Raw genomic sequence first — 25,033 nt, 5'->3', positions numbered from 1 at the left:
GACTTGCGTCACTGTTACCGTAGACAAGCGTTCTCGCCTGCCCCCAAATACCCCATGTCCATATCAGGCTGCGCGAAATACACTCCGCGATTGATAGCCGACACGCTGAGCGTAATATAAAAAGTTCACTGGGTCATTATACCCACTTATAACTCAAAGCCTACCCGCGCACCTGCGCAGGGCGGCGTAAAAGTACGCGCTAGTGTAGCAACCCGACATCCTTGTATATACTGGGCCCAATATACCAGAGGCCAGAGGCCAACCACAGGTTAATATATGCGCAAGTATCACAGCAGCGACGTTCTGGTCATAGGATCAGGCGCCGCCGGACTGACTTTAGCCCATCATTTGTCGCAACATGCGACCGTTGCCGTACTCAGTAAAAACGCTGTAAACGAAGGGTCCACCTGGTTTGCTCAAGGGGGCATAGCGGCCGTACTGGATGATCAGGACTCGGTGGAAGCGCATGTCGCTGACACTCTGATTGCCGGTGGGGGCTTGTGCCATGAGGACGCCGTACGCTTTACCGTGGAGCGAAGCCGAGACGCCATCCGTTGGCTCATCGACCAGGGCGTCAACTTTACCCGTGAAAACGGCAACGGCGATTTTCACCTGACTCGTGAGGGCGGGCACAGCCACCGACGCATTATTCACAGCGCCGATGCCACCGGACAGGCCGTACACAGCACGCTCATTGACAAAGTGCGGGAACAACCGAACATAACCATTTATGAACATCACGTCGCCCTGAATCTAATTACTCAGGCGGATCGAGGGTCCCGCAAGTTGCGCTGCACCGGGGCCTACGCGTTGAGCAAAAAGGACGATCAGGTACATGTGTTTCAGGCCCGCACCGTGGTCTTGGCCACGGGCGGTGCCAGCAAGGTTTATCTGTATACCAGCAACCCGGACAGCGCCAGCGGCGACGGCATTGCCATGGCGTGGCGGGCTGGTTGCCGCGTCGCCAATATGGAATTCAATCAGTTCCATCCGACTTGTCTGTTCCACCCCAAGGCCAAAACGTTTTTGATTACTGAGGCCTTGCGTGGAGAAGGCGCCTACCTGCGCTTACCTGACGGTCAGCGATTTATGCACCGGTTCCACGATTTGGGTGAATTGGCCCCTCGCGACGTGGTCGCCAGAGCGATTGACCATGAGATGAAGCGCTTGGGTTGCGACTGCCTGTACCTGGACATCAGCCATAAATCCCCAGCGTTTATTGCCGAGCACTTTCCCACCGTGAAAGCGCGTTGCCTGGAGTTCGGTATTGATATTACTCAGGAGCCCATACCCGTGGTCCCGGCAGCACACTACACGTGCGGTGGGGTTGTGGTGGACAACAATGGCCAGACTGACCTACAGAACCTGTATGCCATAGGAGAGACATCGTTTACCGGCCTGCACGGCGCCAATCGCATGGCCAGCAACTCGCTCCTGGAGTGCATTGTTTACGCTCAATCGGCCGCTGAGCACATCCTCAGCAAACTGGCCGACCTGGCAGCTCCGGATCGCTCTGCCCCCTGGGATGAATCGCGGGTCACCAATTCTGACGAGGACGTGATCATTTCTCACAACTGGGACGAACTGCGCCGCTTCATGTGGGACTATGTAGGCATAGTGCGTACTCACAAGCGGCTACAACGAGCCACGCACCGAATCAAATTGCTGCAAAAAGAAATCGCTGAGTACTACAGCAATTACAAAGTCAGTAGTGACTTGATTGAGTTGCGTAACCTTGCCACCGTGGCCGAGTTGATTATCCGCTCCGCCTCGACGCGCAAGGAAAGCCGGGGTTTGCATTTTTCCCTGGATTATCCGGATAGATCACCAATCGCTCGGGATACCGTGTTGGTGCCCACCAACTTTGCAGCGCAGGATATTATTGTCAGTACGGAAGGTTAAGAACAAAGGTGACGAAGGGCAATTGCAAGACGCTCAGGGAACGACCATAGCTTGGTGCGACGGGTGAACTTCAGCGTTTGACGTGCCAGAGGTAAATGCGCAGCCAAACCCGTAACCGACGAAAATCGTCCCGTGAAACACTGTCGGGCAAGCAAATAAGATTGACCTTTGCGCCGCTCGCATGCAAGCGGAAGCGAGCCACGAGTATCCGGGAGTGAATGACCAGATCCCCAATCAGCGCTGCTCGAAACTCCACCCCATCCAGCGTGAGATACCAATCCCCCTGCCGATAGCTCAGCTTACTGGGGCCATGCTTGTGAGCTTGCCAGATGCCGTAGGCTGCCAGAGCCAACAAGGCCCAAAACAGAAACAGCACCATGCCCCACAGAGGTTGCGCCTGCAAATGAGGCGAGAGTGCAAAGGCCGAAGCCGAAGCTAAGCACACGATGAGTAAAGCCTGCCCCCAAAACAGATACCTTGATGGGCGCAAGGGCACCGGCATCAGGTAATCTGTGTTCTCTGCAGGGGTGGCTTCAGTGCTCGGCTTGGCTGGCTCTATAGTCTTCGTCAAGGCTGGTTCGGACAAGGCTCACAATCCGTTTTAAATCGGGGTCTTCAGGGTCTTGGCGATGCAGCAGCCAGGCAAACATGTCCTGATCTTCGCATTGGAGAAGGCTCCAATACCGCTCTTTATCCGCCTGTTCCAGGCCCGGATAGTGATGTTCAATGAAGGGCAGGAGAATTAGATCCAGCTCCAGCATGCCTCGGCGGCTGCCCCAAAATAAACGATTTGTATCCACGACAATACCTGTAAAACAGTGGGCTGTGCTCGACCAAAAACGCAATTGTACTCCAGAAAGCTTTAAAATGCTCACCGGGATTCTGGAGTATCGGCCAGCACGGTGCAGTTTCGGCCCTGATCTTTAGCCCGGTAGAGGGCCTTGTCTACGCGCCGAAAAAGCTCAATGTAAGATTCACCCTGCTCGCGTTCGCCCACACCCATGCTGAGAGTAACTCTTTGCCCTGGCATAGCGTCAAAGGATTGCTCCGACACCAGAGTACGAAGTTTCTCGGCTAAGGTATAAGCGTCCATCATTTGCGTCCCTGGCAAGAGAATCACAAACTCCTCCCCACCCCAACGCGCCACGCAGTCCGCTTGTCTAACATGGCGGGCCAAGAGTGAAGCAAGTTGCTTCAGGACCTGGTCCCCCACATCGTGGCCCAAGGTGTCGTTAACGGGCTTGAAGTGATCAATATCAGCGATCAGCAACGACAAAGGCCGACCACTTTCTTGATCGAATGCTTCTTGGACAGCCTCCCCGAGTCCCTGCCGGTTGAGCAGGCCGGTAAGCTCATCGTGCTGAGACAGTTCACGAAATTTGGCCTTCTCGCTCTGCAGCTGTTCAGCTTCGCGCTTGAGGTGGTCCAGGCGCTGCCGCTCCGTAGCGACACTCCGGCGTAGCTGCCAAAATTTGACACTGCCAAGTACCGCCAACCCCAGCATCCAGAACAGCATCAAGCCCGCGTACCAGCGGTCGCGCCTTATCCAGGGCCCAACCAGTTCAATATTGTTTAACTGCAACTCATGGCGACCCTCGCCCCCCGGGTAGGAGAGGTCGATTCCCACAGCCACGACATTGCGCAGGTCAACGCCGCTTAAGGCACGTGGTACGTCATACTCGTCGATCCACCACTCCGCCACATGGAATTCTTCCACCGCTAAGATCAATTTTTCTTCCATGAAACTGACGGGAATATTCGCTTGCAGGAATTTAGCGGTTTCAATATTGCCCGGTGTGGAAAAGCCGGGCTCATGATTACGGAAGTAAAAACGGAGTCTGTGCGCAGGGCCTTGATAGTCCAGATCCACGTGGAGATGGGTGTAGCGGGACAGATCCATGCCAATCTGGCCATGATTGCGTAGCTCAAAGTGAAAGCCACAAAAGGCGGTGCTGTGCTGCTCCTGAACCAAACACTCCCATTGCAAGGCATCGTAATCCAGCCAGTCCACTTCATTCCGGTCATCGGCGTATATATAGGGATCGGCGTTGACCAAAGGCTCCAGAGGCATTACCTTCTGCGGCAAGCTGTCATAGGAGACCATAGCCACCAAGGTCAGCATACAGGCCGCAAACACTCGTCCATAGGTACTGCGGCACAGGCGCGCGAGGACGGTTGTCGTAGCAAGTGATCGAGGCATGATTTCCCAACGCTGCTGGATCGACTCTGATTATCATCAGATGATAAAACTTTTCGAGAGCTAAAGGCCGCGTTGCGCCGCTTAGGGTTCTCCATCAACCAACAGTATAGGCAACAAATCTCTCTTCGGAGTAGAATCTACGCCAGCCACGCCTTCGCGCGCGGCCGAACCCCTCAATGACACGCGGTGAAGCATGCAGCAAAACCAAGCGCAACGTACAGCACCAACCTTTTTGGTCCGCCTGGAGCATCAAGGGCTACTGAGCGTTGAAGGACCAGACGCCGGCAAATTCCTGCAGGGACAACTCACCTGCGATGTGCGTGAGTTAGTGCCCAATCACAGCCAGTTGGGGGCGCAGTGCAACCTGCAGGGCCGAATGATGAGCACCTTCCGCCTGCTCCAAGACCGCGAGGATCGGTTCATTTTGAGGATGGCCGACGGCCTGCTTGAACCAACACTGGCGGCGCTGAACAAGTACATTGTATTTTCCAAAGCCAGCCTCCGAAATCTCACCGATGATTACACTCAAGTGGGAGTTGTGGGCCCACAGGCGCGCGCCCTACTATCCGCCTGCATAGGCGGTGTGCCGGAGCAGGACGGAGACTGGCTGGAAGACTCCGGTCACCTGATCATTAGGCTGGGCGAAAACCGTTACGAGTGCTGGCTAGAAGCCCAATCCGCCTCTCCCGTGCTCGCTCAGCTGGCATCACACTGTCAGCCAGGGGACCAGAATCTCTGGACCTTGCAGGACATTCGCGCCGGTTGGGCGGAGGTACAGCCGAACACCCGAGAGATATTCACCCCACAAGCACTGAATTATCCACTGGTCGGCGGCGTCAGCTTTCGCAAGGGCTGCTATACCGGCCAGGAAGTGGTGGCTCGGTTGCATTACAAAGGCAAGCTCAAGCGGCACATGTACCGAGTCGGCTTCTCTTGGCCGGAGCAAGCTCCGCTACCCGAACCGGGAGACACACTGGCGGGGGATGGAGAGCGCGAGGTGTTGGGCCAGTGCATTTTGGCCGCCCGGGGCGAAGACGGCATGGTGGAGGCTCTGGTAGTGATGAATGACAGCACAACCACACGGGAAGATCTGGAATTTAAACGGCAAAAATTACGCCTATTGCCGCTTCCATATGCTATACCTAAGGGTGATTGATAGTACGCCGCTGCCACAGAACCAGGATACGTAATGAGCCGAGTTGCCGAGAGAGTTCGCGAAGACATTATTCAAGCCATCGAAACCGACAACATGGTACTTCCGACCCTCCCGGAAGTGGCCCTGCGCGTGCGCGAAGTGGCAGAAGATCCCGACGCCGACATTGCCACCCTGGCTCGGGTCATCGGCTATGACCCGGCCCTGAGCGCTCGTATAGTGCGCGTCGCCAACAGCCCTCTGCTTAGAGCCAGTCAAATCATTGAGGATCTAAAAAGCGCTTTGATGCGTCTAGGCCTGGAATACACCTGTAACATCGCCACTGGCCTAGCCATGCAACAGATGTTTCAGGCCACCTCCGATCTGGTAGATGTCCGCCTGCGCGCCGCCTGGAGCCGCTCCAGTGAAGTGGCTGGCATTAGCCACGTACTGTGTAAGCACTACACCAAACTGCGTCCCGATCAGGCGATGCTGGCCGGTCTAGTGCATCAAATTGGGGTTCTGCCCATCTTGGCCTACGCCGAGGAACATCCATCGCTCCTAATCGACAGCCTGACGCTCGACCGAGTGATCGATGAACTCCATGCCCCGCTGGGAGATATGATTCTACAGGTCTGGAAATTTCCCAGCGAAATTACCCAAATACCCACCCAGCATCTGGATTTCCAGCGCAAAAGCAATAAGGTCGACTACGCAGACATTGTGACCGTGGCGCTATTGCAAAGTCACATGGGCAGCGCCTCGCCCTTAGGCCAAGTAGATTGCTCCAAGGTAACGGCCTTTGAACGACTGGGGATGGACCCGGATATGCAAATCACCGAGGCGGCGGGCCTAAACGCCGATGTAGAGGCTGCGGTGGAACTGCTCCGCTAGCGTTACTTACGCATAGAGTTTGCGGACTTCTTCCGCGAGTATTTTTGCACCCTGCTCTATCCGAGCCGGGTCCTGGCAATAGGTGACCCGAATACACTCGTGACTATGCGCCCACTCATCTTCCAAACCCAAAAAAAAGTGGTGCCCCGGCACTACAAGTACGCCACGCTCTTTTAAGGTCTCATAGAGTTGCTGGCACGGTATCGGTAAGCCTTTGAACCAAAGCCAGAGAAAAATCGCGCCTTCTGGCTTGTGGATAAAACACGGCAAACCTTCCAGGTGTCTCTGGAAAATATTCAAGGCCTGCTCCATACGCATTCGATAGAAAGGCTGCACCACCTCCCGACTGAGCCCCAGCAACTGACCGTTGGCTAGTAGCTGGCGGGCTATGGCCGGCCCAAAATTGCCGCTGGCCAGATTCAAGACCGTGTTAGCGCGAGTAAATGCCTGAATGATTTCCGGTCTGGCAATAACCAATCCGGTGCGCGCACCCGGCAATCCCAGTTTGGACAAACTCAATACCAAAATCGTGTTGTCGTTCCAGTGCGGGCGTACCGCCTCAAAAACAATATTTGGAAAGGGTAAACCATAGGCGCCATCCACTATGAGCGGCACCTCTTGAGCTCTGGCCAGTTGATCCAGACGCGCCATTTCGTCGTCGGTGAGAACGTTGCCGGTAGGATTGGTTGGGCGCGACAAACACAGAGCCCCCGTGCTCTCATCAATCTGCAGCTGGTCAAAATTTACCCGGTACTTGAACAGGCGATCGGGTAACATTTCAATACTCGGTCGCGCTGCTCGAAACAGGTTCGGGGCCAAGCCCAGGTCCGCATACCCGAGATACTCCGGTGCCAGCGGCAATTGAATGTGACGGGTACCGCCTGCATCGCCCGCTTCGCCACCAAACAGATTAAACAACACAAAAAACGCCGACTGACTGCCATTAGCCAGGGCAATGTTATCTCGGGTGAGAGGCCAGCCGTACTCTCTTGACAGCAGGCTCGCCAGATCATCCAGCAGCCCGGCTTCACCTTGTGGCGGCTGGTAGACCCCCAACATTTGCTGCCGCAACAGCGGGTCCTCAAGGGCGCCTTGCAGTGCCGCGTGCAATGCGATTTCCACGGCGGGAATGGCGGCCGGGTTGCCGCCGCCCATAAAGATCATATCCGGATTGACCCGCAGGGCATCCCCTAGATCTTCCATTAGGGTGACAATGCCCGCCTCGGCGGTGATTTTTTCACCAAATCGCGACAGCCTCACCATCAAGCGTGCGCCTCTTGCTGGGCATCGTTTTCTCGCGATAGCACATCGAAAGCCTCCGCGAGGGTAATATCTAACTGCTCACGGGTGAAATCGCCGATTCTGCCAAACCGCTGGGCGAAACTCTCGTACCAGGGTACTTGCGCCAATTCCTCCGGCAGTCGCAAGCCCAGCAACGGCATACCAATGGTTGTTGCCAATTGGTTTAACGTAAACTTATGCAAATCCCGACACAGTACAAAGTTGCCATGACTGGTGGCAGCAATGATGTGTTTACGCTGTAGCGTTTCCACCAGACGTTGCCACTGCGCCGTCGAAAGGCCCAGCTCTAGTATTTCCTGCCCTCTCATCTCGTCGCCCTTGGCGGCGCGCTCATGAAAGTGCCACAGAATCAACAGCGCCGCCACCAAATCGGGGTAACCCCGGGCCCGAATCGAGACTTGGTACATTCCGATGGTATGTACCAGGATCCCACCGATCAAGACCGTCAGCCAACTGATGTTCAGCCACAATAAAAACAGCGGCACGATCGCAAAAGCACCGTAGATGTTGGTAATGGCAGAATGAGTCACAATCAAACCGAACACTACCTTCAGAACTTCAAAGGTTAAGGCCGTGCTCACCCCACCGATCAGCGCGTGACGGAAAGGCACCTTGCAGTTGGGTACCGCCGTAAACAACAACGTAAAACCCAAGGTGGTTAACACAACGGGCGTCAAGCCAAACAACCAGGTAAGCCAACCGAGTGCTTCATATTCATCCACAAACAACCGGAAGGACATCAGATACGTGCTCATGGCAAGCCCCGCGCCCAGCAGCAAAGGACCCAAGGTTAAAACCGCCCAGTAGAGCAAAAACTTGGAAATACCGGACCGGCCCCGCAGACCGCCCCAGATGGAATTGAAGTTTTTCTCGATATTGGAGAGCATCAAATACGCAGAGCCCACCAGGAATACCACGCCCACTACGGTCAGGCGCCGGGCCTGCTCAGTAAACTCACGCACATACCCGAGCACTTCCTCGCCGGTTTCGGGGACCATGTGGGCGAACACCATTTCCTGCATTTGTTCGCCCACATTCCGGAATGCAGGTATGGCGGTGAACATAGAGTAAGTCACCGTCATTAAAGGCACCAATGCAAACAAGGTGACGTAGGTCAAAGATGAGGCACTTTTCAAACAATCGTGCTGCTTCAGCTGGTCCAGAACCAGCTGACCAAAGCGTAGCCCGTGTTGTTTAAGTACTGGCCAATCCGGCATTGCTTTATCCTTTGATGGGTAGAAGTGCCGCTGCGCGCGTCAACAAGGTACACTGGCGGAACTTTCAAATTTAACATCGCATTTGCGATATAGCAGACTGTTTGACAAACAGAGAGTACCTGAAGATGACCATGACACTCTATCACAACCCTCGTTGCTCTAAGTCCCGCCAGGCGCTTGCTCTGCTCCAAGAGCGCGGCGCAGAGCCAACCGTTGTTCGCTACCTGGAGACACCAATGGATGCGCCATCCCTACAAACCTTGCTGCAGTGCCTGGGCATCGGCGCCCGGGATTTGTTGCGCACGGGCGAACCCGAGTATAAGGACCTGAATCTCGCCGACGAGACAAGTGAGCAGGCATTGATCAACGCCATGGTCGACCACCCCAAACTGATAGAGCGCCCGATTCTAGTGAGCGGAAAACGCGCGGTAATCGGTCGCCCACCCGAGCGAGTCTTGGAACTCCTTGAGAGTTCAGCTTCGCGCGGGTAAATAGAGGTGCCCCGCACAATACTGTAGAATCCACGTTTTACCGCCTCATCAACAAGAGAGCTTTATGCCAGAGCCCTATCTTCTCGTCCTCTACTATAGCCGCTACGGGGCTACCCGGGAAATGGCTCAGCAGATAGCCCGCGGCAGCGCCCATGTCGGTGGCATTGACGTGCGTGTGCGCACTGTGCCTGCTGTCTCCCCCACCACGGAAGCGACAGAAGCGGCCGTTCCAGAGCAAGGTGCGGTTTATTGCACCTTGGACGACCTACAGCACTGCTCCGGCTTGATATTGGGCAGCCCGACCCGCTTCGGAAACATGGCGGCGCCGCTGAAACACTTTTTGGATTCAACCGGAAGCTTGTGGGTCAATGGCGATTTGATCGACAAACCCGCTGCCGTATTCACATCCAGCTCAAGCATGCACGGTGGCCAGGAGAGCACGCTGTTATCCATGATGCTACCGCTGCTGCATCAGGGGATGGTGCTTGTGGGGCAGCCTTACGATGAACCCGCCCTGAGTAATACCCAAAGCGGCGGAACCCCCTATGGCCCTTCGCACTTGGCCAGCGGCCCGCACCCGGAAAAGCTCACCGAGGACGAGGTCACACTCTGCCGAGCCCTGGGCGAGCGAATGGCGCGACTGTCTTTACAGCTTGACTCGAGAAACACCCCATGAACAAAGAGCCCAACATCACGGCGGATGACGCACCGCTTTTGTATCGAAAATTATCTGTCGCCCGCGCGCTTGCGCTAACCAGCTATGTGGCGCTGCTATTGCTGTTTACCTCCACAAACATTATTCGGCCAGAGGGTGGGCTCACCCTCTGGCTGCTGCAATGCGTGCCCCTGCTCATCTTCGCGCGCGGCCTGATGCAGCAGCGCCACCGCACTTACAGTTGGTTGTGTTTCGTTATCTTGATCTATTTCACTTGGTCGGTGACCAATGTGATGTCACCACTGAGTTTTTGGCGTGACTGGCTGGTGGTGATACTCTCTGTTGTACTGTTTGTCTCCGCGATGTTGGCCAGCCGCTGGCTACAACATTGGCAGTACTGGCAAAGCCGCCAGCTTACGTAAATACCGACTTTTAAAAGGACATTGCTGTGGCTCACGAACACGCTCCAAGCGCCCCTGGGTTGTTGCGCCGAATTTTCGGCGCCATAGGTCGCCTGTTTACCTGGATACGGGTAACAGTACTCAACATACTGTTTTTGGTTTTACTCATTGCGGTGATTCTCGCTCTCGCGCCGACTCCAACCGTTCCCCTACCGGCGGAGTTTGCGGTACACCTCAATCCCACCGGCGTTCTGGTGGACGAGAAGACTCCGATTGACCCCATGGACTTAATCCTTCGGGGCGCCGAGGTAGAGCAAGACGAAACCTTGGTGCGGGATCTTATTCGCACTATTGACGGTGCGGCGCGCGATCCCAGAGTGACCGGCCTTGTGTTGGATTTGCAAGACTTGGTCGGCGGAGGTATCAGTAAGCTCGAAGAGGTGGGCGCCGCTCTGACACGCTTCAAAGCATCCGGAAAACCCATAGTGGCCACCGGGGAGATGCTGACTCAGGAGCAATACTATCTAGCCAGTTACGCGGATCACATCTATCTGCACCACATGGGAATGGTGTTACTCACAGGCTATGAAAACTACCGACACTATTTTCGGGAAACGCTGGAAAAGCTAGGCGTCAACGTGCATGTCTTCCGCGCCGGCAAGTACAAGGATTTTATCGAACCCTTCACACGGGACAGCATGTCGGATGAATCCCGCCAGCACATTTCCCAATGGCTCAACCAACTCTGGAGCGTGTATACCAGCCGGATTGAAACGCTGCGAGGACTGCCCAGCGGGGCCATCAACGATTTTATCAACCATATGCATGAGCAATTGCATGAGGTAAACGGAGACAGCGCGCAGTTGGCTTTACAGTCGGGTTTGGTGGACAGCGTACTGACTCGCCAAGAAATACAGGCGGCGTTGATTAAACAATTCGGGCCGAGCACGATTGGCGAAGGTTACAACGGTATCGGATACGATGCGTATCTGAATGACCTGCATCGGCGCGCCGAAACGTCAGCCAATAAGATCGGCCTGATTGTGGCGCGTGGCGCCATTATGGATGGTCAACAGCCGGACGGAAGCATTGGCAGTGAAACTTTTGTTGAACAAATCCAGCAAGTGCGCGCGGACCCTAACATCCGAGCCCTGGTGGTGCGTATTGACAGTGGTGGTGGCAGCGCCTTTGCCTCAGAAGTGATTCGCGCCGAGCTGGAGGCTCTGCGCGCGGAGGGAACGCCGGTACTGATTTCTATGGGCAGTGTCGCTGCCTCTGGAGGTTATTGGATCGCGGCCGGGGGCGACGAAATCTGGGCCACGCCCACCACATTAACCGGCTCTATTGGCGTATTTGGTGCCGTGCCTACCTTTGAAGACAGCCTGAAAAAGCTGGGAATCACCACCGACGGCTTGGGCACCACCGATTTGGCGGGTGCCATGCGCGTGGATCGCCCGCTCAGCCCTCAGGCGGAAACTCTGATTCAACAAAGCGTCGACCACATATACGCACGCTTTGTAGCTCTGGTTTCTGAAGCCCGCGGCATGGAACCCATGGAGGTGGATTTGATAGCTCAAGGCCGCGTATGGAGTGCTGATATGGCACGGGAACTGGGCCTAGTGGACCACTTGGGCAACTTGGACGAAGTAATCGATGCGGCCGCGCAGCGCCTAGATCTGGATGATTACGAGGTAACCTTAATTACCCGTCGCCTAACACCTCTGGAAGCATTGCTGCGGCAACTGCAACCCCGAGCATCAGCCATGGTCCCCCAAAGCCTGTCCACTCGCTGGTTAGGCTCGGAACTGGAACAACATTTGTCACCAGCGCTGGAGCCCATTAAGGTGCTTCAACAAATGAATGACCCTCGCGGTATTTATGCGCGCTGCATGGAGTGTGTAGCGCCCTAGCCCACCGATACAGCGCCGACCATTGGCGCATCAGCAGGTTGTTGGACAACCGTCGTTGCCCAACAACCTGCTAATCTCCCCGCACGTAACGCTGACTTAACCGAGTCATTCCCATCACAACCAGTCCCACCAATAACCACACCGGATGGACTACCAGGGCCAGGAACAACCCATCGAGCAACGCCATACCCGCTATCATCCAGGGAATCAGCGGAAAGTTCAGGTCGGTTGGGCGGCTGTTTTCCCAGCGTGCAACGACTGTTACTGCCAAGGTATAGATCATCTGCAACACACCGATAATCCATACTAGCCCGGGTACTTCGCCCACTAAAGCGGTCGCAGCCACCAGGTAAACACCCAAGCGAGTCAACGACATCAAGAACACTGTGCTCCAGTGGCGTTTGTGCAATCCATCATAGAGCACAATTACGACCAGCAAACCCAGACCGGCCAGAGCACCAAGATGACTGGGCGCCAGCGACAAAAATACAAATCCGGAAGCAAACAACCCCAGGGTTAAGGTTGTCGCCAGTCGAACGGTAATTCTACCGGAGGGAATGGGCCTATAGGGCTGGCGCTGGGCGTCCCAATGCCGATCAAACACGTCGTTAAGGCTCATGCCGCCCGCGTAAAAACATGAAAGGGCCAGCATGACAATGACCACGGCGCTTACACTGAATGTTTGCTCAGTGAGGGCGGCACTGATCAAGGCTGCCGAAACCACATTCATCCAGACAGTGGGCAAATTACTGACACGACAAAGAGTGAGTAATGTTTTTACCTTGGGCATGATGGACTCTTTAAGCGTTGTTTTTGTTTGTGAGGGGGACTGAGCGCTTGCTTCGTCAAAAACAGATGATCGGCCAAGAAACGTCGCTGACCGATTCACGTCCAGCATCCATGCCCAACGTTAGTTTTTGTGGTTCTACTCGAAAAGATGTTTCAACATCAAGTCGCAGACATCCGTCGCAGGGACTCGACCTTTAGCCTGGGGTAGCAGCTGAGGCTCTGTACTCATGAGAATGGGGATGCTGTGCGGCGAACCATCGCTCACACCATGGGAGCCCTTTACCAGGTCCGGCTCTACGGCAATCACATCCAATACATAACGGAAGCCGAGTTTTTTCTGCGCCAGACGTTGAGCCACTTTCAGTTTCGGAAAGGTCAGCTCCGGGTCCAAAAACAATTCGCAGGGATCGTAGCCGGGCTTCTTATGAATTTCCACTTGATGGGCATAATCCGGCGCACGCCTCTTATCCTGCCAGTAGTAGTAGGTGAACCAACTGTCCGGCTCGGCCAGCAATACCAGCTCGCCGCTGCGTTCGTGATCCAAGCCCAAACTCGCCTGCTCGGTTTTATCCAACACTTCGGCGATGCCCGGCACCTGATCGAAGACAGCTCGGACGGCGGCAATGTCGTCGGGATTGTGGATGTAGATGTGCGCAATCTGGTGATCCGATACGGAAAAAGCGCGGCAGGTGTCAAAATCTAAATACTCTCTGCCCAGATCCACTTTTAGAGATAGCATGCCTGCCTCTCGCAGCAACCGATTCGGGTGTACTGCTCGCGTGACCTTTTGGATGCCGTATTCGGACAACACCATAACCCGGCAGCCTTGTCCCTGAAAATAATTCAGTAGATCGCCCACCACCGCATCAATTTCTTCCAGATCCTGACCTACATCGCCCTCGGGGCCATACTTCTGTAAGCCGTAGTCCAAGTGAGGCAGATAGACCAACTGCAAACTGGGCCGATGCTTTTCTTCCACATATTTGGCTGCATCGGCAATCCACTGACTGGATTTGATGCTGGTGGCAGGCCCCCAAAAATTAAATAACGGAAACTGCCCGAGCTTTTGAGTCAACTCTTCGCGCAGCTCCAATGGATAGGTGTAACAATCAGGCAGCTTGCGCCCGTCCGCCAGATACAGCGGGCGCGGCGTCAAGGTGATATCGGCAGTAGTGGCCATAGCGTGCCACCAAAACGTGTTACTGCAAGTAAACTCCGGATCCCGCTCTTTAGCCAGATCCCACACTTTGGGTGACTGAATCAATCGGTTGCTCTGGCGCCACAGCCAAACTTCATTCATTTCCCGAAAGTACCAGCCGTTACCCACAATACCGTGCACTTTAGGTGGTTTGCCTGTGAGGTAAGTGGCTTGCGCCGAACTGGTCAGGGCGGGAATGACCGGCTCAATATCGGCACTGTGATCAGCCAGTTTGTTCAGGTTTGGGGTATGGGCACCCAGCAAAGCCCGGGTTAGGCCCACAACATTAATAACGACTGTTCTGTGCATATATTCTCCGCGTGGACAGCGTGTATTTAGCGACTCGGCTCGGCCGTTAAGGGAACTGGTCACCCCTATCATCTAGAGTGCCATCGACGGAGGTTGGGGTAGCGCTTCCGAAACACGCCGTAAATCCATCCCTGGAGGCTCGGACACCGCATCCATGCGGTGTACGGTCTCGGAATCACTACCCCAACCTCCCTTGGCAACGTCACTTCGAACTTGCCTAAACAGAGCGCCAGGATTGAATTCCGTATTGAGGACAGGGAAGTCGGTAGCGCCTTTGGCAACCCTCGCGTCATGGATGACGCGCGGGAGCTACAGGGAGGTATTCACCGCGTTTGTCAAAGGCGCTACCGACTTCGCTGGCCGACTATCTTAGTGGCACCAAAACCTCGGGCGTTCACCCACAAATCGTAACAGACAGTAGTCACTCAGGACCCCGCGCCAATGGACGTGGATACTTACGTTAAACTGAATGAAAGTCCTTATGTAGACCTTCAGCCACCCAATCCAACTCACGAGCAATACTTTTGCCCACCGAGTCAGTGCGCAAGTGTTCAGGCAAGACACCGAAACTGTAGGTTTCCACTTCCAGCGGAATCTCCGGCCCTAACCTGGGCAAAAACTCACGCAAAAAATCCTGGGTGGTGCCGCAGTCACCCAAGTGCTCCAAAAAAATTGGCACATGAAAGTGAACGCGGCACTCATCAACCTGTGCACCCGTATCCAAAGCCAACGTAAACTCAGGTAAATCCGGATAATGTTTTAACTGACCATCCGGTTGGCGAGCCACCGCTTGATGCAAATACACCGGTTCATCAAACTTCAACAGGCGACGAATTTCGCCTTCAGTGACAGCACGCAATGCACTGGATACCTGCACCTTGGCAATGGGTATCTGCGCCTGCTCCAACCGCTGCAAGCATTCTACAGGGTCTTCAAACTCCACCGCCTGATGACAGCAATCGAAACACAGACCCAGATGCTCATTTTCCTGAACACTCAGGTGCGGACGCAAACGTTGGAAAAATTCAATCACTTCCGACGTGGTTTCCAGCACGCACGCCGGCTCCGGCTCGATGGCCAGCATAATTTTAATGCCGGAACGCGCTTTCAACTCGACAAAATGAGCAAGCACCTCGCGAATATTCGCGAACACCCCGTCCCAGTCGCCAGAAACAAAACCTTGTTTGAAAGCCACGGGCACCGTGGAAATGGAAATGGTGTGCGCATCCGGCTGCATCAAAGTGGCCAGATCGCCCAGGCGTTTGGTGTAGGCTACCCGCTCCGGCTGGCGCCAGTCGGGCAGATAAACACGCTCTTTCACTTTTTGGCCGTGAAAGGCGCCATACGGAAAACCGTTAATGGTCAGCAAATAACAATCGTGTTTTTCACACCAGGCACGAAAGGTATCAATGGCCGCTTGATCCATTTCGCTGACGGCCTGGTGGGACAGCCGCAACCCCAAAGGAAAAGGGCTTTGTTTTGCGCCGGACTGAGTCACCAGGGACTTTACATCCAGGGCGTGACTTTCCAGATTGTGCATCACATCCGCCCAGGATTCACCCGGGTGGATGTTACTGCAATAGGTCAGAGCGGCCATTCATCCTCCAACAGGCGGCGACGACAGTCTTGCATGGTGGCCAGATCAATGTGGTCCACCTCTTCAGCCTTACCTGCGGAAAGTAACAAAGTAATGCATAGCCGACCACCCAGATGCTCACGAAAACCTTCCAGCGCTGTTTCAATGTCGAGCGCCTCCAGAGCCGGGTGAGTCAGATTAAACCCCACACCTTCCAAGGTGGTGCGAATGCGGCCTAAGGTATCCGAATCAATCGTACCCCGAGCGTGAGAATAGAGGGAGTCCAATGCGATACCGATGGCGACGGCCTCACCGTGACGCAATTCGGAGCCGGACAGTTCTTCCAAACGGTGTGCGCACCAGTGGCCAAAATCCAGTGGCCGCGCACTGCCCTGCTCAAAGGGATCACCGCTGGTGCGAATGTGCTCCAAGTGCAGTTCGGCGCAACGGGTGATCATGTACTCCATGGCGTCTGGCTCAAATTTTGCCAAACGTTCTCGAGTATCATGCAACCAATGAAAAAACTCACCGTCGCGAATCAAGGCTACTTTGACCGCTTCGGCCATGCCGGCAACACATTCGCGGGCAGGCAAACTGTTGAGCAAGTCAAAATCGTTGATTACCGCAAAAGGCGTGGCGAAAGTGCCCAGGTAGTTTTTGCGGCCACGGTAATTGATGGCGTTCTTCACACCGATGCCGGCATCGTTTTGCGCCAGCACCGTGGTGGGCATGCGAATCAATCGAATACCTCGGTGAGCGGTCGCCGCTGCATAACCAATAGCATCGATCACCGCACCGCCGCCGATCACTAGAGCGAAACTGTGCCGGTCGATTTTGTCGGTTTGGGTGCGTTGATAAAACTCATCCACTTCTACGGGATCGGATTTGCTGATCTCGCCACCGCGCACCATCAGCGGCGGTTCAATCAAGGTCAATCGCTCGGCGTGATGTCGCGCATACTCGCGCAACCGCTCTATTAAATCCGGATTGCCTTTCAGAACTTCATCGTCAATTACCGGTAACACCCGGTGCGGACCCGCACCAGCGCGGGTCACGATATCGACCAGTAGGGAATTGTCAGTGTCCAGTGTGCCCCGATCGAAGCACACCGGAAAGTCGTGCGTCATGGTAAACGCTTGGTTGATTTGCCGCATAGACTGCTGAAGCTCTCGAATCAGTTGGGGACCGGCTTGTCGACACGCGGCTTCTGGCCACGCAGGATAGAGCTGTCGTTGTAGGATTGACGCTGGTCAATCACCGGGTCCTTGGCTAATTCGTCGCGGTCAATTTGCCCGGATTGAGCATAGGCCTCCAGGGCGTTGCCCCACGTCGTGAGCTCGATGGCCTTGGGATCAATACCCCCTTTCTGCATTAAATAAGCAGTTTTGGGCACAGACAGAGGGTCACTCACACCCCAGTCCGCAGAGCTGTCCACGATGATGCGCTCCGGTCCGTAGCGGCGCACCACTTCAACCATGCGCTCGGAGCCCATTTTGGTGTTTGGGTAAATGGTGAAAGCCGCCCAGGCGCCGGAGCTAAGCACATCTTCCACGGTCTCTTCGTTGTTGTGGTCGATGACCAGCTTGTGCATGGGCACGCCGATTTCCCGCGCCACATCGATAGAACGAAGAACGCCGTTTTTCTTGTCCCGGTGGGGCGAGTGCACCATGACCACCATGTCGTGATCTACGGCAAACTGCAATTGGGCTTGGTAGATACGCTCTTCCGCCTGTGTCATTTCGTCATAGCCGATTTCACCAATGGCGACCACGCCTTCTTTTAGCGCGAACTCCGGCAATATTTCCATCGCCTCCCGAGCCAAGCCTTCGTTGTTGGCCTCTTTGGAATTAATGCCAATGGCGCAGTAGTGGGCAATACCAAACTGTGAAGCGCGAAAACGCTCCCACCCCACCAGACTGGCAAAATAATCGATAAAGCTGCCCACGTTGGTGCGTGGCTGCCCCATCCAAAAGGCGGGTTCAACCACGGCCCGTATGCCGGCTTCGGCCATGGCCTGATAGTCGTCCGTGGTGCGGCTGCTCATATGAATGTGGGGGTCAAAATACTTCATAATCGGTCTCTTTTACGAAAACTCGGGGTAGTCGGCCCGGTGTATTGGCTTAGTTGTGCCCGTCGGAGAACAATGGGGCAAACTGTTCTTGATCATATGCGCCGTCAAGGGCGCGCTGTAGTTGCTCGCGCACGGCGTGGTCTTCTTCACGGCGCAGCTGTTCTAGCAAACAATCCGTCCGTTCCGCACGGGCCAGCGCCAGCCCCATGGCCCAACGCTCTGAAGGTTCAGCCGATGGCCAGTGACTGACGATCAGATCTTCGATCCGCTGGTCCTCGTGAGGCCCCAAACATAACCATAACCCCATGTGAAAAGGTCGGCCAGCGCTGGCGCGCTCGGCGGCCCAGTCCAACGCCATGCGCGTCAATTCCGGCGTCATTCGGGAATCCAACCCCGCAATACGGTAGAGGGGTAAATCCAGAAAGAGTGCCTTAATGACCAGCTGATGCCAGGCCGTGTCGTCAAAATGATTCACAGGAAAGGGGGAGTCAAGGGCAACGGCCTCGAACACGGTCAGCATATTGGTGCGGCAGGCCTCGGCGGCACGCCAAACAAAGCGCTCCCCTTTAGGAAGAAGTGGCAGGCTGCGGTACAGGGCACAGGTCTCGCCCTCATCGGCGAAACGAAACAGGGATTCGAAATCCTCGGCAAACCGATCTTCTTCCAGGTCCGGCCTGGCTAGAATTAGATTTACCCTTAATAGCTCCAATCGATTCCAGGCACGGGGGCTCCATCCGGGCAGAGCGCCTTCAGCAGCAGCCAGTTCCGAAGCTGTCAGCTCTATGGGCTGACGTCTGGCATGGCGGCTGGCCAGGGCAAGTAGCTTGGCAAACGCCTGCCCTGAGGCACCCTCGCCCAGTTCGGCCCGCGCCTTATCCCAAAAGGCGCGGCCACTGTCGCTCAGACGCTCCTCCAGCAATTTCTGTAATAACTCGCGAACCACTGCCGTTACCTATTCATCATATAATTAGACGCGGGATTATACGTAAACCTCACAGGGTAATCGAGTAGCCCTTCAAAGGTAACCCCTCCTTGAGTAAGAAAGGGTAAGGAAAGGGCCTGGTTTAGGGGGACAGGGAAGCCAGAACGAAAAAGCCCGCCAAATGTGGCGGGCTTTTGGCTTTTGAGGTATGGCGCACTCGGGAGGATGGACTGGCGCACATCCTTGTGCGCCACCCTGCGGGCGCCTGCTGCGGTCCAGCTCGCTCCCGGCGAGCTGTCGAACCTGCAGAGATTCTCACCCGCCCGAATGCATATAAAAAAACCCTGCCTCTTTCGAGGCAGGGTTTGTATATGGCGCACTCGGGAGGATTCGAACCTCCGACCGCTCGGTTCGTAGCCGAGTACTCTATCCAGCTGAGCTACGAGTGCGTTGTGACGAGGCGCGTATACTAGTGATCCTGCTTCCGCGCGTCAAGTGGTTGAATTGAAAAAGTTATTTGTGCACTAATCAGTGCTGTCAGCGAGACTTCGAAAGTGGCATCTAGTTTTTTCGTTCTAGTGGGGCGCTCTATGGTAGCCCGCCTGGCAGCGGGGTAAGGGGTTCTGGAAACGCAGTAAACACATCCGTGTGGCTCCTGCGCGCCGTCCTTGGCGCGAAGGTTCCAAAACCCCTTACCCCACTCCCAGGCTCCGTGCTGACATCAAGTTCAGTGGTTTAAATTCACCTTCCACTCGAATGAGAGCGCACTCCTCGTCCAACCCTGCTCGGAGTAGCGAAACAGCCTCGAATGGCACCGAGGGCGGCTGGGGAGTCTATTCCGGAACCCTCGCGCCATGGAAGGCGCGCGGGAGCCACACGGATGTGTTTACCGCGTTTCCGGAACAGACTCCCCAGCCGCCAAGACTCGAAACTCGTGCCCGACTTAAATGGAGAGCCCAATCATACGAGCATAAAAAAACCGCCCACTAGGGTGCGGTTTTTGTATGGCGGTGAGGGAGGGATGTACCAGGGCACTTCCATGTGCCCTGCCCCTTCGGGGCGCCTTCGGCGGTACCGATCGCTCCAGACGATCGGTCGAACCCGGCGAGGGGTCTCACCCTTCCCTCACCGCCATAAAAAAACCGCCCCACTAGGGGGCGGTTTTTGTATGGCGGTGAGGGAGGGATTCGAACCCTCGAACGGTTGCCCGTTACACACTTTCCAGGCGTGCGCCTTCAGCCACTCGGCCACCTCACCGTAAACTTGTTGTTACTGCTTCGCAATCAGCCTGGAGCCCGGACGCGAAGGGCCGCTAATGTACACAAGTGGAGGGGCAAACGCAACGTCAGTTGGGAGGCCAAGCCGTAAAAAACTTGTCCACATCAACCTCTTTTGGTGTGGGTGGGGATTTCACTGGAGTACCGAGATACAGGTAGCCGACGATCTGCTCTGAGGGCGTTAAGCCCAGGCCCTGTATGACCTTTGGATGGCTCGCCATGGCCCCCGTGCGCCAGAAGGCCCCGACACCCAATGCATAGGCGGCCACTAGCATGTTCTGCACAGCCGCTCCTGTGGCTACCACCTGTTCCCACTCGGGCACCTTGGGGTGCTCTTGGCACGTGGCAATGGCGACCACAATCATCGGCGCTCGCAGCGGTTTTTTGCGCAGGGACTCCACCGCTTTTTCGGGCATCTCCGGGTCGTCGCTCAGAGCGGCGGCAACGAACAAATCCCCCAGCTTTCTCAACCCATCGCCTTCAATCACCAGAAAGCGCCACGGTTGCAGGTGTTTGTGGTCAGCGGCACGGGTCGCGGCCCTGAAGATGGCCTCGCGCTGAGTTAGGTCAGGCGCGGGTTCGGTGACTTTGGCTACCGAAACTCGGCGATGCAAGGCAGCAATGGCGTCCATGGTCTATCCTGTAAATAGCGCATTAAGTAAGGGCGCCATTGTGCCCCGCAGGGAAATGGGGGCGCAAGTCCAAGGACTACCCTCGCTCCGGCAGCAAAGTAGACATTCCAAGCAAAAAAACGTCTAATAGACCTCAGTTTCGTCACTGGAACCGCAGGCGCCTTCTGGTGATATAACGATAAGGTTTCTGACAACAATGACAAACAGACCTCCTACCATTGCGCCCCAAGCGGAATCACCCCTGCAGCAGTACTATTTTCGCGCTCTGATTTGCTTTGCCGCTGCTGGCACCCTGGCCTCCTATGTAGACTGGTCAGAGATGGACCCCTTGTACTTGGGGACCATTATCTTTCTTTTGTTGTACACCTACTTTACTTACCACTTTACGCATAAGCTTCCCGCGGAGCGCCTGAAAAAGGCCACGCGCTGGCTCTCTTACGCGGATGCCGCCCTGATCGGCATGGTCCTTAGTCTTACCGACTTCAGCTTGCTGCCACTGGCTTTGTTTCTCACCATGATCCAGTTTAATGCCCTGCTCAGTGGTGGGGTGCGTCGATGGGCGGAGGACAATGCGGCATTCGTATGCGGGGTTTTACTCAGTTTTACTGTGCACCAGCCCCAGTGGGTGTTCAGCAGCAGCATCGAAATCAGCGCCGCCAGTCTGATTGGTATTATCACTTACTTCCTCGCCTATGCTCTGTATATGCACCAGCGCATTCATAAGCTCACACTGAGCCAAAAACAGCTGGAAAGCGAACAAAAGTGGCACAAGATCCGCGCCTACAAATTATCGCGCTACTTGCCACCCCCGGTGTGGCGAGCCATCAACCAGGGCAAGGACCACATGCTTCTGGCTGAACGCAAAAAAATTACCGTGTTCTTTTCCGACATAAAAAACTTTAGCCAGCTCTCGGAAGAGATGGAGGCGGAAGCACTCACAGAGCTGCTCAACCACTACCTGACCGAGATGTCCAAAATTATTACCCATTTCGGCGGCACCATCGATAAGTTTATGGGTGACGGCATCATGGTCATGTACGGGGACAGCAACAGCAAGGGCGTAAAAGTCGATTGCATGAATGCGCTGTCCATGGCCATCGCCATGAAGAAGAAAATGAAATCTCTGCAACAGGAATGGTACAACCAGGGCATTAAAAAACCCCTGCAGATCCGTATGGGACTGAATACCGGCTACTGTACCGTGGGCACCTTCGGCACCTCGAGCCACCTGGACTACACCGTGTTGGGGACTCACGTGAACCTGGCCAGCCGCTTGGAATCGGCTGCCGAACCCGATGAAATTCTGATTTCCCACGAGACGTGGTCCCTGGTAAAAGACGCGATCATGTGTCGGGACAAGGGTGAAATTGCCGTGAAAGGCTTTAGCCACCCAGTCAAGGTGTATCAGGTGGTGGACTTCCGCAAAGATCTGGGCAAGAACCAAAGCTACTTCGAAGACCGGGCCGAGGGTTTCACCATGTACCTGGACTTGGAAAAGGTGCGCAACTACGAGAAAGGCAAAGTTATCCGCGCACTAGAAACCGCTGCGGAAAAGCTCAAGGACAAAGTGATTACGTAGAGCACTCCCCTACTGCCTCACCAGGCGCACAGGCTCCGGCGTCGCATGCGGATCGGTACTGCGAAACGGATTGATATCCAAGCCCCCACGACGCGTATAGCGCGCGAAAACGCTCAAATGCTGCGGCTGGCAGCGCGCCATCAAATCCACAAACATCCGCTCTACGCAGTGCTCGTGAAAGTCCTGGTGCTCGCGAAACGAAATGATATAAGCCAGCAAGCCGGTACGGTTGATGGCCCGGCCCTGGTAATGAATCTGCACGCTGGCCCAATCGGGCTGCCCAGTCACCGGGCAATTGGTTTTGAGCAAATCGCTGTACAGGGTTTCTTTTACTTCCCGGTTATTGTCCACAGCAAGTAATCCCGGCTCCGGATGGTAATGCTCAACGGTCAGGGGCAAGGCATCTAGACACTCCCCGCCTGGCTGCCCAAGCACGGTGGCGTTCAGCTGTGCCAAGGGCTGCAAGGTCACCGCTACGGTAGCCCCGGCCGCACGGGACAAATCCTCCACCATCCGCTCACTAACCTGCTCTGACTTCGCGAAGCGGGTCTGATTAAATGAGTTGAGATAGAGTTTGAAGGATTTGGATTCGACGATGAACTCACTGTCGCAGGGAACACGAAACTCCGCCAGCGCCACCTGAGGCTTGCCGCTATCATCCAGCCAGGACACCTCATACCCCGTCCAGATATCCACACCAAAAAATGGCATGTCGCCACCACCGAGCCCAAGCGTCTCCCGAGATTCACTACGGTTGATGGGATACAGCAGCTCAGGGCTATAGACGGACACATACTCTGTCGCGCGACCTAGGGGGTTGTGTTTGGATGTCGACATTCCAGCTCCTAAGCCCGCAGGCGCTTGCCGTTTTTCAGCAGATGCAGGGCAACAAAAAATAATACCAGGACACAGACAACCAAACCGATGATGGCCCCAGTCACATTCACGTCTGACACACCTAAAAGGCCATAGCGGAAGGTGTTCACCATATACAGGATCGGGTTTAGGCGCGCTACGCTTTGCCAAAACTCGGACAACAAATCAATGGAAAAGAATACCCCACCCAGATAGGTCAAAGGCGTCAACACAAAGGTCGGGACAATGGAAATATCATCAAAGGTGTTGGCGTAAACCGCATTGATAAAACCGGCCAGTGCAAACAACATGGCCGTCAATGTGACAATGCTCACCACAATCAGCCAGCTGTGTATGGGCAGCTGAGTAAAGAACAAGGACAGGACCGTTACTATGACACCCACAGCCAGCCCTCGGGCCATGCCGCCCAGACAATAGCCCAACAGAATAATGTAGTTTGGCGTTGGGGATACCAACAACTCTTCCACGCTGCGCTGGAATTTCGCACTAAAGAATGATGAGGTGACATTGGAGTAAGAGTTGGTCAGCACCGCCATCATGATAAGCCCCGGTACGACAAACTGGATGTAGTCAAAGCCACCCATCTCGCCGATGCGCTCGCCGATCAGTTTTCCAAAAATCACAAAGTACAATGCCATGGTGATGGCTGGCGGCAGAAGGGTCTGCACCCAGATACGGGTGAAGCGCCGAATTTCTTTGCGCACCAACGTGCTAAGCGCTACCCACTGCTGTTGGTAATTCATTGTGCGACTCCTTTATCCCCGCGCTTCTGGTTGTCCGCCACCATGGCCATGAACAACTCCTCCAGACGGTTGGCTTTATTGCGCATACTAACAATATCCAAACCCTGGGCGGTCAAAGCCTCGAACAAGCGGTTCAGTGACTGCCCTTTTTCAATTTCTACCTCGAAGCTGCGCTCATCCAATAGTCGGGTATGGTAGCCGGCCACCGAAGGGGTTGCGGTTAAGTCGCCACTGCAGTCAAAAATAAACACCTCTTTGTTCAGCTCTTTCAAAAGCTCACGAATGCTGGTGTTTTTGATGATATCGCCCTGATCGATAATGGCCACGTTGCGACACAGGCTTTCTGCCTCTTCCAAATAGTGGGTGGTCAGTATGATGGTGGTACCGGCGGCGTTAATTTCTTGGAGAAAGTCCCACATGGAGCGGCGCAGTTCAATGTCCACGCCAGCGGTTGGCTCGTCCAGGATCAGCAATTTTGGCTCGTGCACCAGGGCTCGCGCGATCATCAAACGCCGCTTCATACCACCGGACAGCATACGCGCAGGCGTACTGCGCTTTTCCCATAAACCGAGTTTGCGCAAATACTTTTCGGCACGCTCCCGCGCGACCCGCACTGGCAGTCCGTAGTAACCGCCCTGCTGAGTCACAATATCCAGCACTTTCTCAAACATGCTGAAGTTAAACTCCTGTGGCACCACGCCGATGTTCATTTTGGCTTCGGAGAAATGCGTGTCCGTATTGATGCCGAACACCTCCACCACACCGCCAGTTTTGCGCACCAAGGAGCAGATAATGCCGATGGTGGTGGACTTCCCAGCACCGTTGGGGCCTAACAGCGCGAAAAAATCCCCAGGCTGTACTTCCAGGGAAATGCCCTTCAGCGCCTCGAATTTGTCCCCGTAGGTCTTGGTAAGATTTCTAATTGAAAGTGCAGCTGTCATAATATTCCTATTCTTT

At 55.1% G+C, this 25,033-nt stretch carries 23 protein-coding genes and 2 tRNA genes; 8 read left to right on the top strand and 17 right to left on the bottom strand.

Annotation, left to right across the window (positions count from 1 at the left end; all coding sequences use genetic code 11):
- Positions 1-276 precede the first annotated feature (276 nt).
- A complete protein-coding gene (nadB, locus tag RBH33_RS01125; RefSeq protein ID WP_306730277.1) occupies positions 277-1,902 on the top strand; it encodes an L-aspartate oxidase in 1,626 nt (541 codons plus the stop codon).
- Positions 1,903-1,972: 70 nt separating this feature from the next.
- Here the strand turns inward: nadB and RBH33_RS01120 are convergent, their stop codons facing one another.
- The 3 genes from RBH33_RS01120 to RBH33_RS01110 form a co-directional block, all read right to left on the bottom strand.
- Entirely contained in the window at positions 1,973-2,473 is a 501-nt protein-coding gene (locus tag RBH33_RS01120; RefSeq protein ID WP_306730276.1) for a protein YgfX, read from the bottom strand.
- A complete protein-coding gene (locus RBH33_RS01115) occupies positions 2,436-2,702 on the bottom strand; it encodes an FAD assembly factor SdhE (protein ID WP_306730275.1) in 267 nt (88 codons plus the stop codon). The genes RBH33_RS01120 and RBH33_RS01115 overlap by 38 nt, the downstream gene beginning before the upstream one ends.
- Before the next feature lie 71 nt (positions 2,703-2,773).
- On the bottom strand, positions 2,774-4,102 hold the full coding sequence (locus RBH33_RS01110) for a GGDEF domain-containing protein (protein ID WP_306730274.1): 1,329 nt from the start codon (positions 4,100-4,102) through the stop codon (positions 2,774-2,776).
- Between the two features lie 193 nt (positions 4,103-4,295).
- Here RBH33_RS01110 and ygfZ point away from each other — a divergent pair, with 193 nt between their 5' ends.
- Together ygfZ and RBH33_RS01100 are read left to right on the top strand one after the other, a co-directional pair.
- Positions 4,296-5,258 carry a CAF17-like 4Fe-4S cluster assembly/insertion protein YgfZ gene (gene ygfZ / locus RBH33_RS01105; protein WP_306730273.1) on the top strand — a complete coding sequence of 321 codons (963 nt, stop codon included), beginning with the start codon at positions 4,296-4,298 and terminating at the stop codon, positions 5,256-5,258.
- A 33-nt stretch (positions 5,259-5,291) separates the two neighbouring features.
- Positions 5,292-6,128: an HDOD domain-containing protein gene (locus tag RBH33_RS01100; RefSeq protein WP_306730272.1), complete on the top strand. Its 837-nt coding sequence runs from the start codon at positions 5,292-5,294 to the stop codon at positions 6,126-6,128.
- A gap of 6 nt (positions 6,129-6,134) precedes the next feature.
- On the opposite strand, the gene RBH33_RS01095 is transcribed toward RBH33_RS01100, so the two are convergent.
- Both RBH33_RS01095 and RBH33_RS01090 read right to left on the bottom strand, forming a co-directional pair.
- Positions 6,135-7,391 carry a valine--pyruvate transaminase gene (locus RBH33_RS01095; protein ID WP_306730271.1) on the bottom strand — a complete coding sequence of 419 codons (1,257 nt, stop codon included), beginning with the start codon at positions 7,389-7,391 and terminating at the stop codon, positions 6,135-6,137.
- A complete protein-coding gene (locus RBH33_RS01090; RefSeq protein WP_306730270.1) occupies positions 7,391-8,647 on the bottom strand; it encodes a YihY family inner membrane protein in 1,257 nt (418 codons plus the stop codon). The genes RBH33_RS01095 and RBH33_RS01090 overlap by 1 nt, the downstream gene beginning before the upstream one ends.
- A 131-nt stretch (positions 8,648-8,778) precedes the next feature.
- Here RBH33_RS01090 and arsC point away from each other — a divergent pair, with 131 nt between their 5' ends.
- From arsC to sppA, 4 genes are all read left to right on the top strand, one after another.
- Complete coding sequence (arsC, locus tag RBH33_RS01085) at positions 8,779-9,138, top strand: arsenate reductase (glutaredoxin) (RefSeq protein ID WP_306730708.1); 360 nt, start codon at positions 8,779-8,781, stop codon at positions 9,136-9,138.
- A 64-nt stretch (positions 9,139-9,202) separates the two neighbouring features.
- Positions 9,203-9,814, top strand: a complete 612-nt coding sequence (gene wrbA, locus RBH33_RS01080; RefSeq protein WP_306730269.1) for an NAD(P)H:quinone oxidoreductase — start codon at positions 9,203-9,205, stop codon at positions 9,812-9,814.
- Positions 9,811-10,215, top strand: coding sequence for a DUF2069 domain-containing protein (locus RBH33_RS01075; RefSeq protein WP_306730268.1), 405 nt, complete (start codon positions 9,811-9,813; stop codon positions 10,213-10,215). The genes wrbA and RBH33_RS01075 overlap by 4 nt, the downstream gene beginning before the upstream one ends.
- A 26-nt stretch (positions 10,216-10,241) precedes the next feature.
- Positions 10,242-12,104 carry a signal peptide peptidase SppA gene (gene sppA / locus RBH33_RS01070; RefSeq protein ID WP_306730267.1) on the top strand — a complete coding sequence of 621 codons (1,863 nt, stop codon included), beginning with the start codon at positions 10,242-10,244 and terminating at the stop codon, positions 12,102-12,104.
- A 70-nt stretch (positions 12,105-12,174) separates the two neighbouring features.
- On the opposite strand, the gene RBH33_RS01065 is transcribed toward sppA, so the two are convergent.
- From RBH33_RS01065 to RBH33_RS01025, 9 genes are all read right to left on the bottom strand, one after another.
- Positions 12,175-12,894 (bottom strand): UbiA family prenyltransferase, encoded by a 720-nt coding sequence (locus RBH33_RS01065; protein WP_306730266.1) that lies wholly within the window; start codon positions 12,892-12,894, stop codon positions 12,175-12,177.
- Positions 12,895-13,029: 135 nt separating this feature from the next.
- Positions 13,030-14,400 (bottom strand): alkaline phosphatase family protein, encoded by a 1,371-nt coding sequence (locus RBH33_RS01060; RefSeq protein ID WP_306730265.1) that lies wholly within the window; start codon positions 14,398-14,400, stop codon positions 13,030-13,032.
- Positions 14,401-14,860: 460 nt separating this feature from the next.
- Entirely contained in the window at positions 14,861-15,997 is a 1,137-nt protein-coding gene (gene eboE / locus RBH33_RS01055; RefSeq protein ID WP_306730264.1) for a metabolite traffic protein EboE, read from the bottom strand.
- The gene (locus RBH33_RS01050; protein ID WP_306730263.1) at positions 15,985-17,130 is read right to left on the bottom strand and encodes a 3-dehydroquinate synthase; all 1,146 of its coding nucleotides are present in this window, start codon (positions 17,128-17,130) and stop codon (positions 15,985-15,987) included. The genes eboE and RBH33_RS01050 overlap by 13 nt, the downstream gene beginning before the upstream one ends.
- 20 nt (positions 17,131-17,150) lie before the next feature.
- Positions 17,151-18,047, bottom strand: a complete 897-nt coding sequence (locus tag RBH33_RS01045) for a TatD family hydrolase (RefSeq protein ID WP_306730262.1) — start codon at positions 18,045-18,047, stop codon at positions 17,151-17,153.
- A gap of 49 nt (positions 18,048-18,096) precedes the next feature.
- Positions 18,097-18,990, bottom strand: coding sequence for an EboA domain-containing protein (locus tag RBH33_RS01040; protein WP_306730261.1), 894 nt, complete (start codon positions 18,988-18,990; stop codon positions 18,097-18,099).
- Positions 18,991-19,341: 351 nt separating this feature from the next.
- Positions 19,342-19,418 (bottom strand) — tRNA-Arg (locus RBH33_RS01035).
- 720 nt (positions 19,419-20,138) lie between these two features.
- Positions 20,139-20,226, bottom strand: a tRNA-Ser gene (locus tag RBH33_RS01030).
- A gap of 88 nt (positions 20,227-20,314) precedes the next feature.
- The gene (locus RBH33_RS01025) at positions 20,315-20,878 is read right to left on the bottom strand and encodes a nitroreductase family protein (protein ID WP_306730260.1); all 564 of its coding nucleotides are present in this window, start codon (positions 20,876-20,878) and stop codon (positions 20,315-20,317) included.
- Between the two features lie 196 nt (positions 20,879-21,074).
- On the opposite strand from RBH33_RS01025, the gene RBH33_RS01020 reads away from it, so the two are divergent.
- Positions 21,075-22,457, top strand: a complete 1,383-nt coding sequence (locus tag RBH33_RS01020; protein WP_306730259.1) for an adenylate/guanylate cyclase domain-containing protein — start codon at positions 21,075-21,077, stop codon at positions 22,455-22,457.
- A 9-nt stretch (positions 22,458-22,466) separates the two neighbouring features.
- Here RBH33_RS01020 and queF read toward each other — a convergent pair whose 3' ends face one another.
- Genes queF through RBH33_RS01005 form a run of 3 tightly spaced genes read right to left on the bottom strand, consistent with a single transcriptional unit; the run spans position 22,467 to position 25,017 of the window.
- Positions 22,467-23,294, bottom strand: coding sequence for an NADPH-dependent 7-cyano-7-deazaguanine reductase QueF (gene queF, locus RBH33_RS01015; protein ID WP_306730258.1), 828 nt, complete (start codon positions 23,292-23,294; stop codon positions 22,467-22,469).
- A gap of 8 nt (positions 23,295-23,302) precedes the next feature.
- Positions 23,303-24,076, bottom strand: a complete 774-nt coding sequence (locus RBH33_RS01010) for an ABC transporter permease (RefSeq protein ID WP_306730257.1) — start codon at positions 24,074-24,076, stop codon at positions 23,303-23,305.
- Positions 24,073-25,017, bottom strand: a complete 945-nt coding sequence (locus RBH33_RS01005) for an ABC transporter ATP-binding protein (RefSeq protein WP_306730256.1) — start codon at positions 25,015-25,017, stop codon at positions 24,073-24,075. Before RBH33_RS01005 ends, RBH33_RS01010 begins: the two co-directional genes overlap by 4 nt.
- Between the last annotated feature and the right edge of the window lie 16 nt (positions 25,018-25,033).

The organism is Marinimicrobium hydrolyticum (genome assembly GCF_030848505.1).
Lineage (GTDB): Bacteria > Pseudomonadota > Gammaproteobacteria > Pseudomonadales > Cellvibrionaceae > JAVDDU01.
The sequence above is the reverse complement of the archived record's forward strand: the minus strand, read 5'-3'. Positions and strand labels throughout refer to the sequence as shown.

Excerpts from the sequence above, each read along its gene's own strand:
- nadB (WP_306730277.1), top strand. The coding sequence starts at position 277 with ATGCGCAAGTATCACAGCAGCGACGTTCTGGTCATAGGATCAGGCGCC.
- RBH33_RS01110 (WP_306730274.1), bottom strand. The coding sequence starts at position 4,102 with ATGCCTCGATCACTTGCTACGACAACCGTCCTCGCGCGCCTGTGCCGC.
- ygfZ (WP_306730273.1), top strand. The coding sequence starts at position 4,296 with ATGCAGCAAAACCAAGCGCAACGTACAGCACCAACCTTTTTGGTCCGC.
- RBH33_RS01100 (WP_306730272.1), top strand. The coding sequence starts at position 5,292 with ATGAGCCGAGTTGCCGAGAGAGTTCGCGAAGACATTATTCAAGCCATC.
- RBH33_RS01095 (WP_306730271.1), bottom strand. The coding sequence starts at position 7,391 with ATGGTGAGGCTGTCGCGATTTGGTGAAAAAATCACCGCCGAGGCGGGC.
- RBH33_RS01090 (WP_306730270.1), bottom strand. The coding sequence starts at position 8,647 with ATGCCGGATTGGCCAGTACTTAAACAACACGGGCTACGCTTTGGTCAG.
- arsC (WP_306730708.1), top strand. The coding sequence starts at position 8,779 with ATGACACTCTATCACAACCCTCGTTGCTCTAAGTCCCGCCAGGCGCTT.
- wrbA (WP_306730269.1), top strand. The coding sequence starts at position 9,203 with ATGCCAGAGCCCTATCTTCTCGTCCTCTACTATAGCCGCTACGGGGCT.
- RBH33_RS01075 (WP_306730268.1), top strand. The coding sequence starts at position 9,811 with ATGAACAAAGAGCCCAACATCACGGCGGATGACGCACCGCTTTTGTAT.
- RBH33_RS01065 (WP_306730266.1), bottom strand. The coding sequence starts at position 12,894 with ATGCCCAAGGTAAAAACATTACTCACTCTTTGTCGTGTCAGTAATTTG.
- RBH33_RS01060 (WP_306730265.1), bottom strand. The coding sequence starts at position 14,400 with ATGCACAGAACAGTCGTTATTAATGTTGTGGGCCTAACCCGGGCTTTG.
- eboE (WP_306730264.1), bottom strand. The coding sequence starts at position 15,997 with ATGGCCGCTCTGACCTATTGCAGTAACATCCACCCGGGTGAATCCTGG.
- RBH33_RS01050 (WP_306730263.1), bottom strand. The coding sequence starts at position 17,130 with ATGCGGCAAATCAACCAAGCGTTTACCATGACGCACGACTTTCCGGTG.
- RBH33_RS01045 (WP_306730262.1), bottom strand. The coding sequence starts at position 18,047 with ATGAAGTATTTTGACCCCCACATTCATATGAGCAGCCGCACCACGGAC.
- RBH33_RS01025 (WP_306730260.1), bottom strand. The coding sequence starts at position 20,878 with ATGGACGCCATTGCTGCCTTGCATCGCCGAGTTTCGGTAGCCAAAGTC.
- RBH33_RS01020 (WP_306730259.1), top strand. The coding sequence starts at position 21,075 with ATGACAAACAGACCTCCTACCATTGCGCCCCAAGCGGAATCACCCCTG.
- queF (WP_306730258.1), bottom strand. The coding sequence starts at position 23,294 with ATGTCGACATCCAAACACAACCCCCTAGGTCGCGCGACAGAGTATGTG.
- RBH33_RS01010 (WP_306730257.1), bottom strand. The coding sequence starts at position 24,076 with ATGAATTACCAACAGCAGTGGGTAGCGCTTAGCACGTTGGTGCGCAAA.
- RBH33_RS01005 (WP_306730256.1), bottom strand. The coding sequence starts at position 25,017 with ATGACAGCTGCACTTTCAATTAGAAATCTTACCAAGACCTACGGGGAC.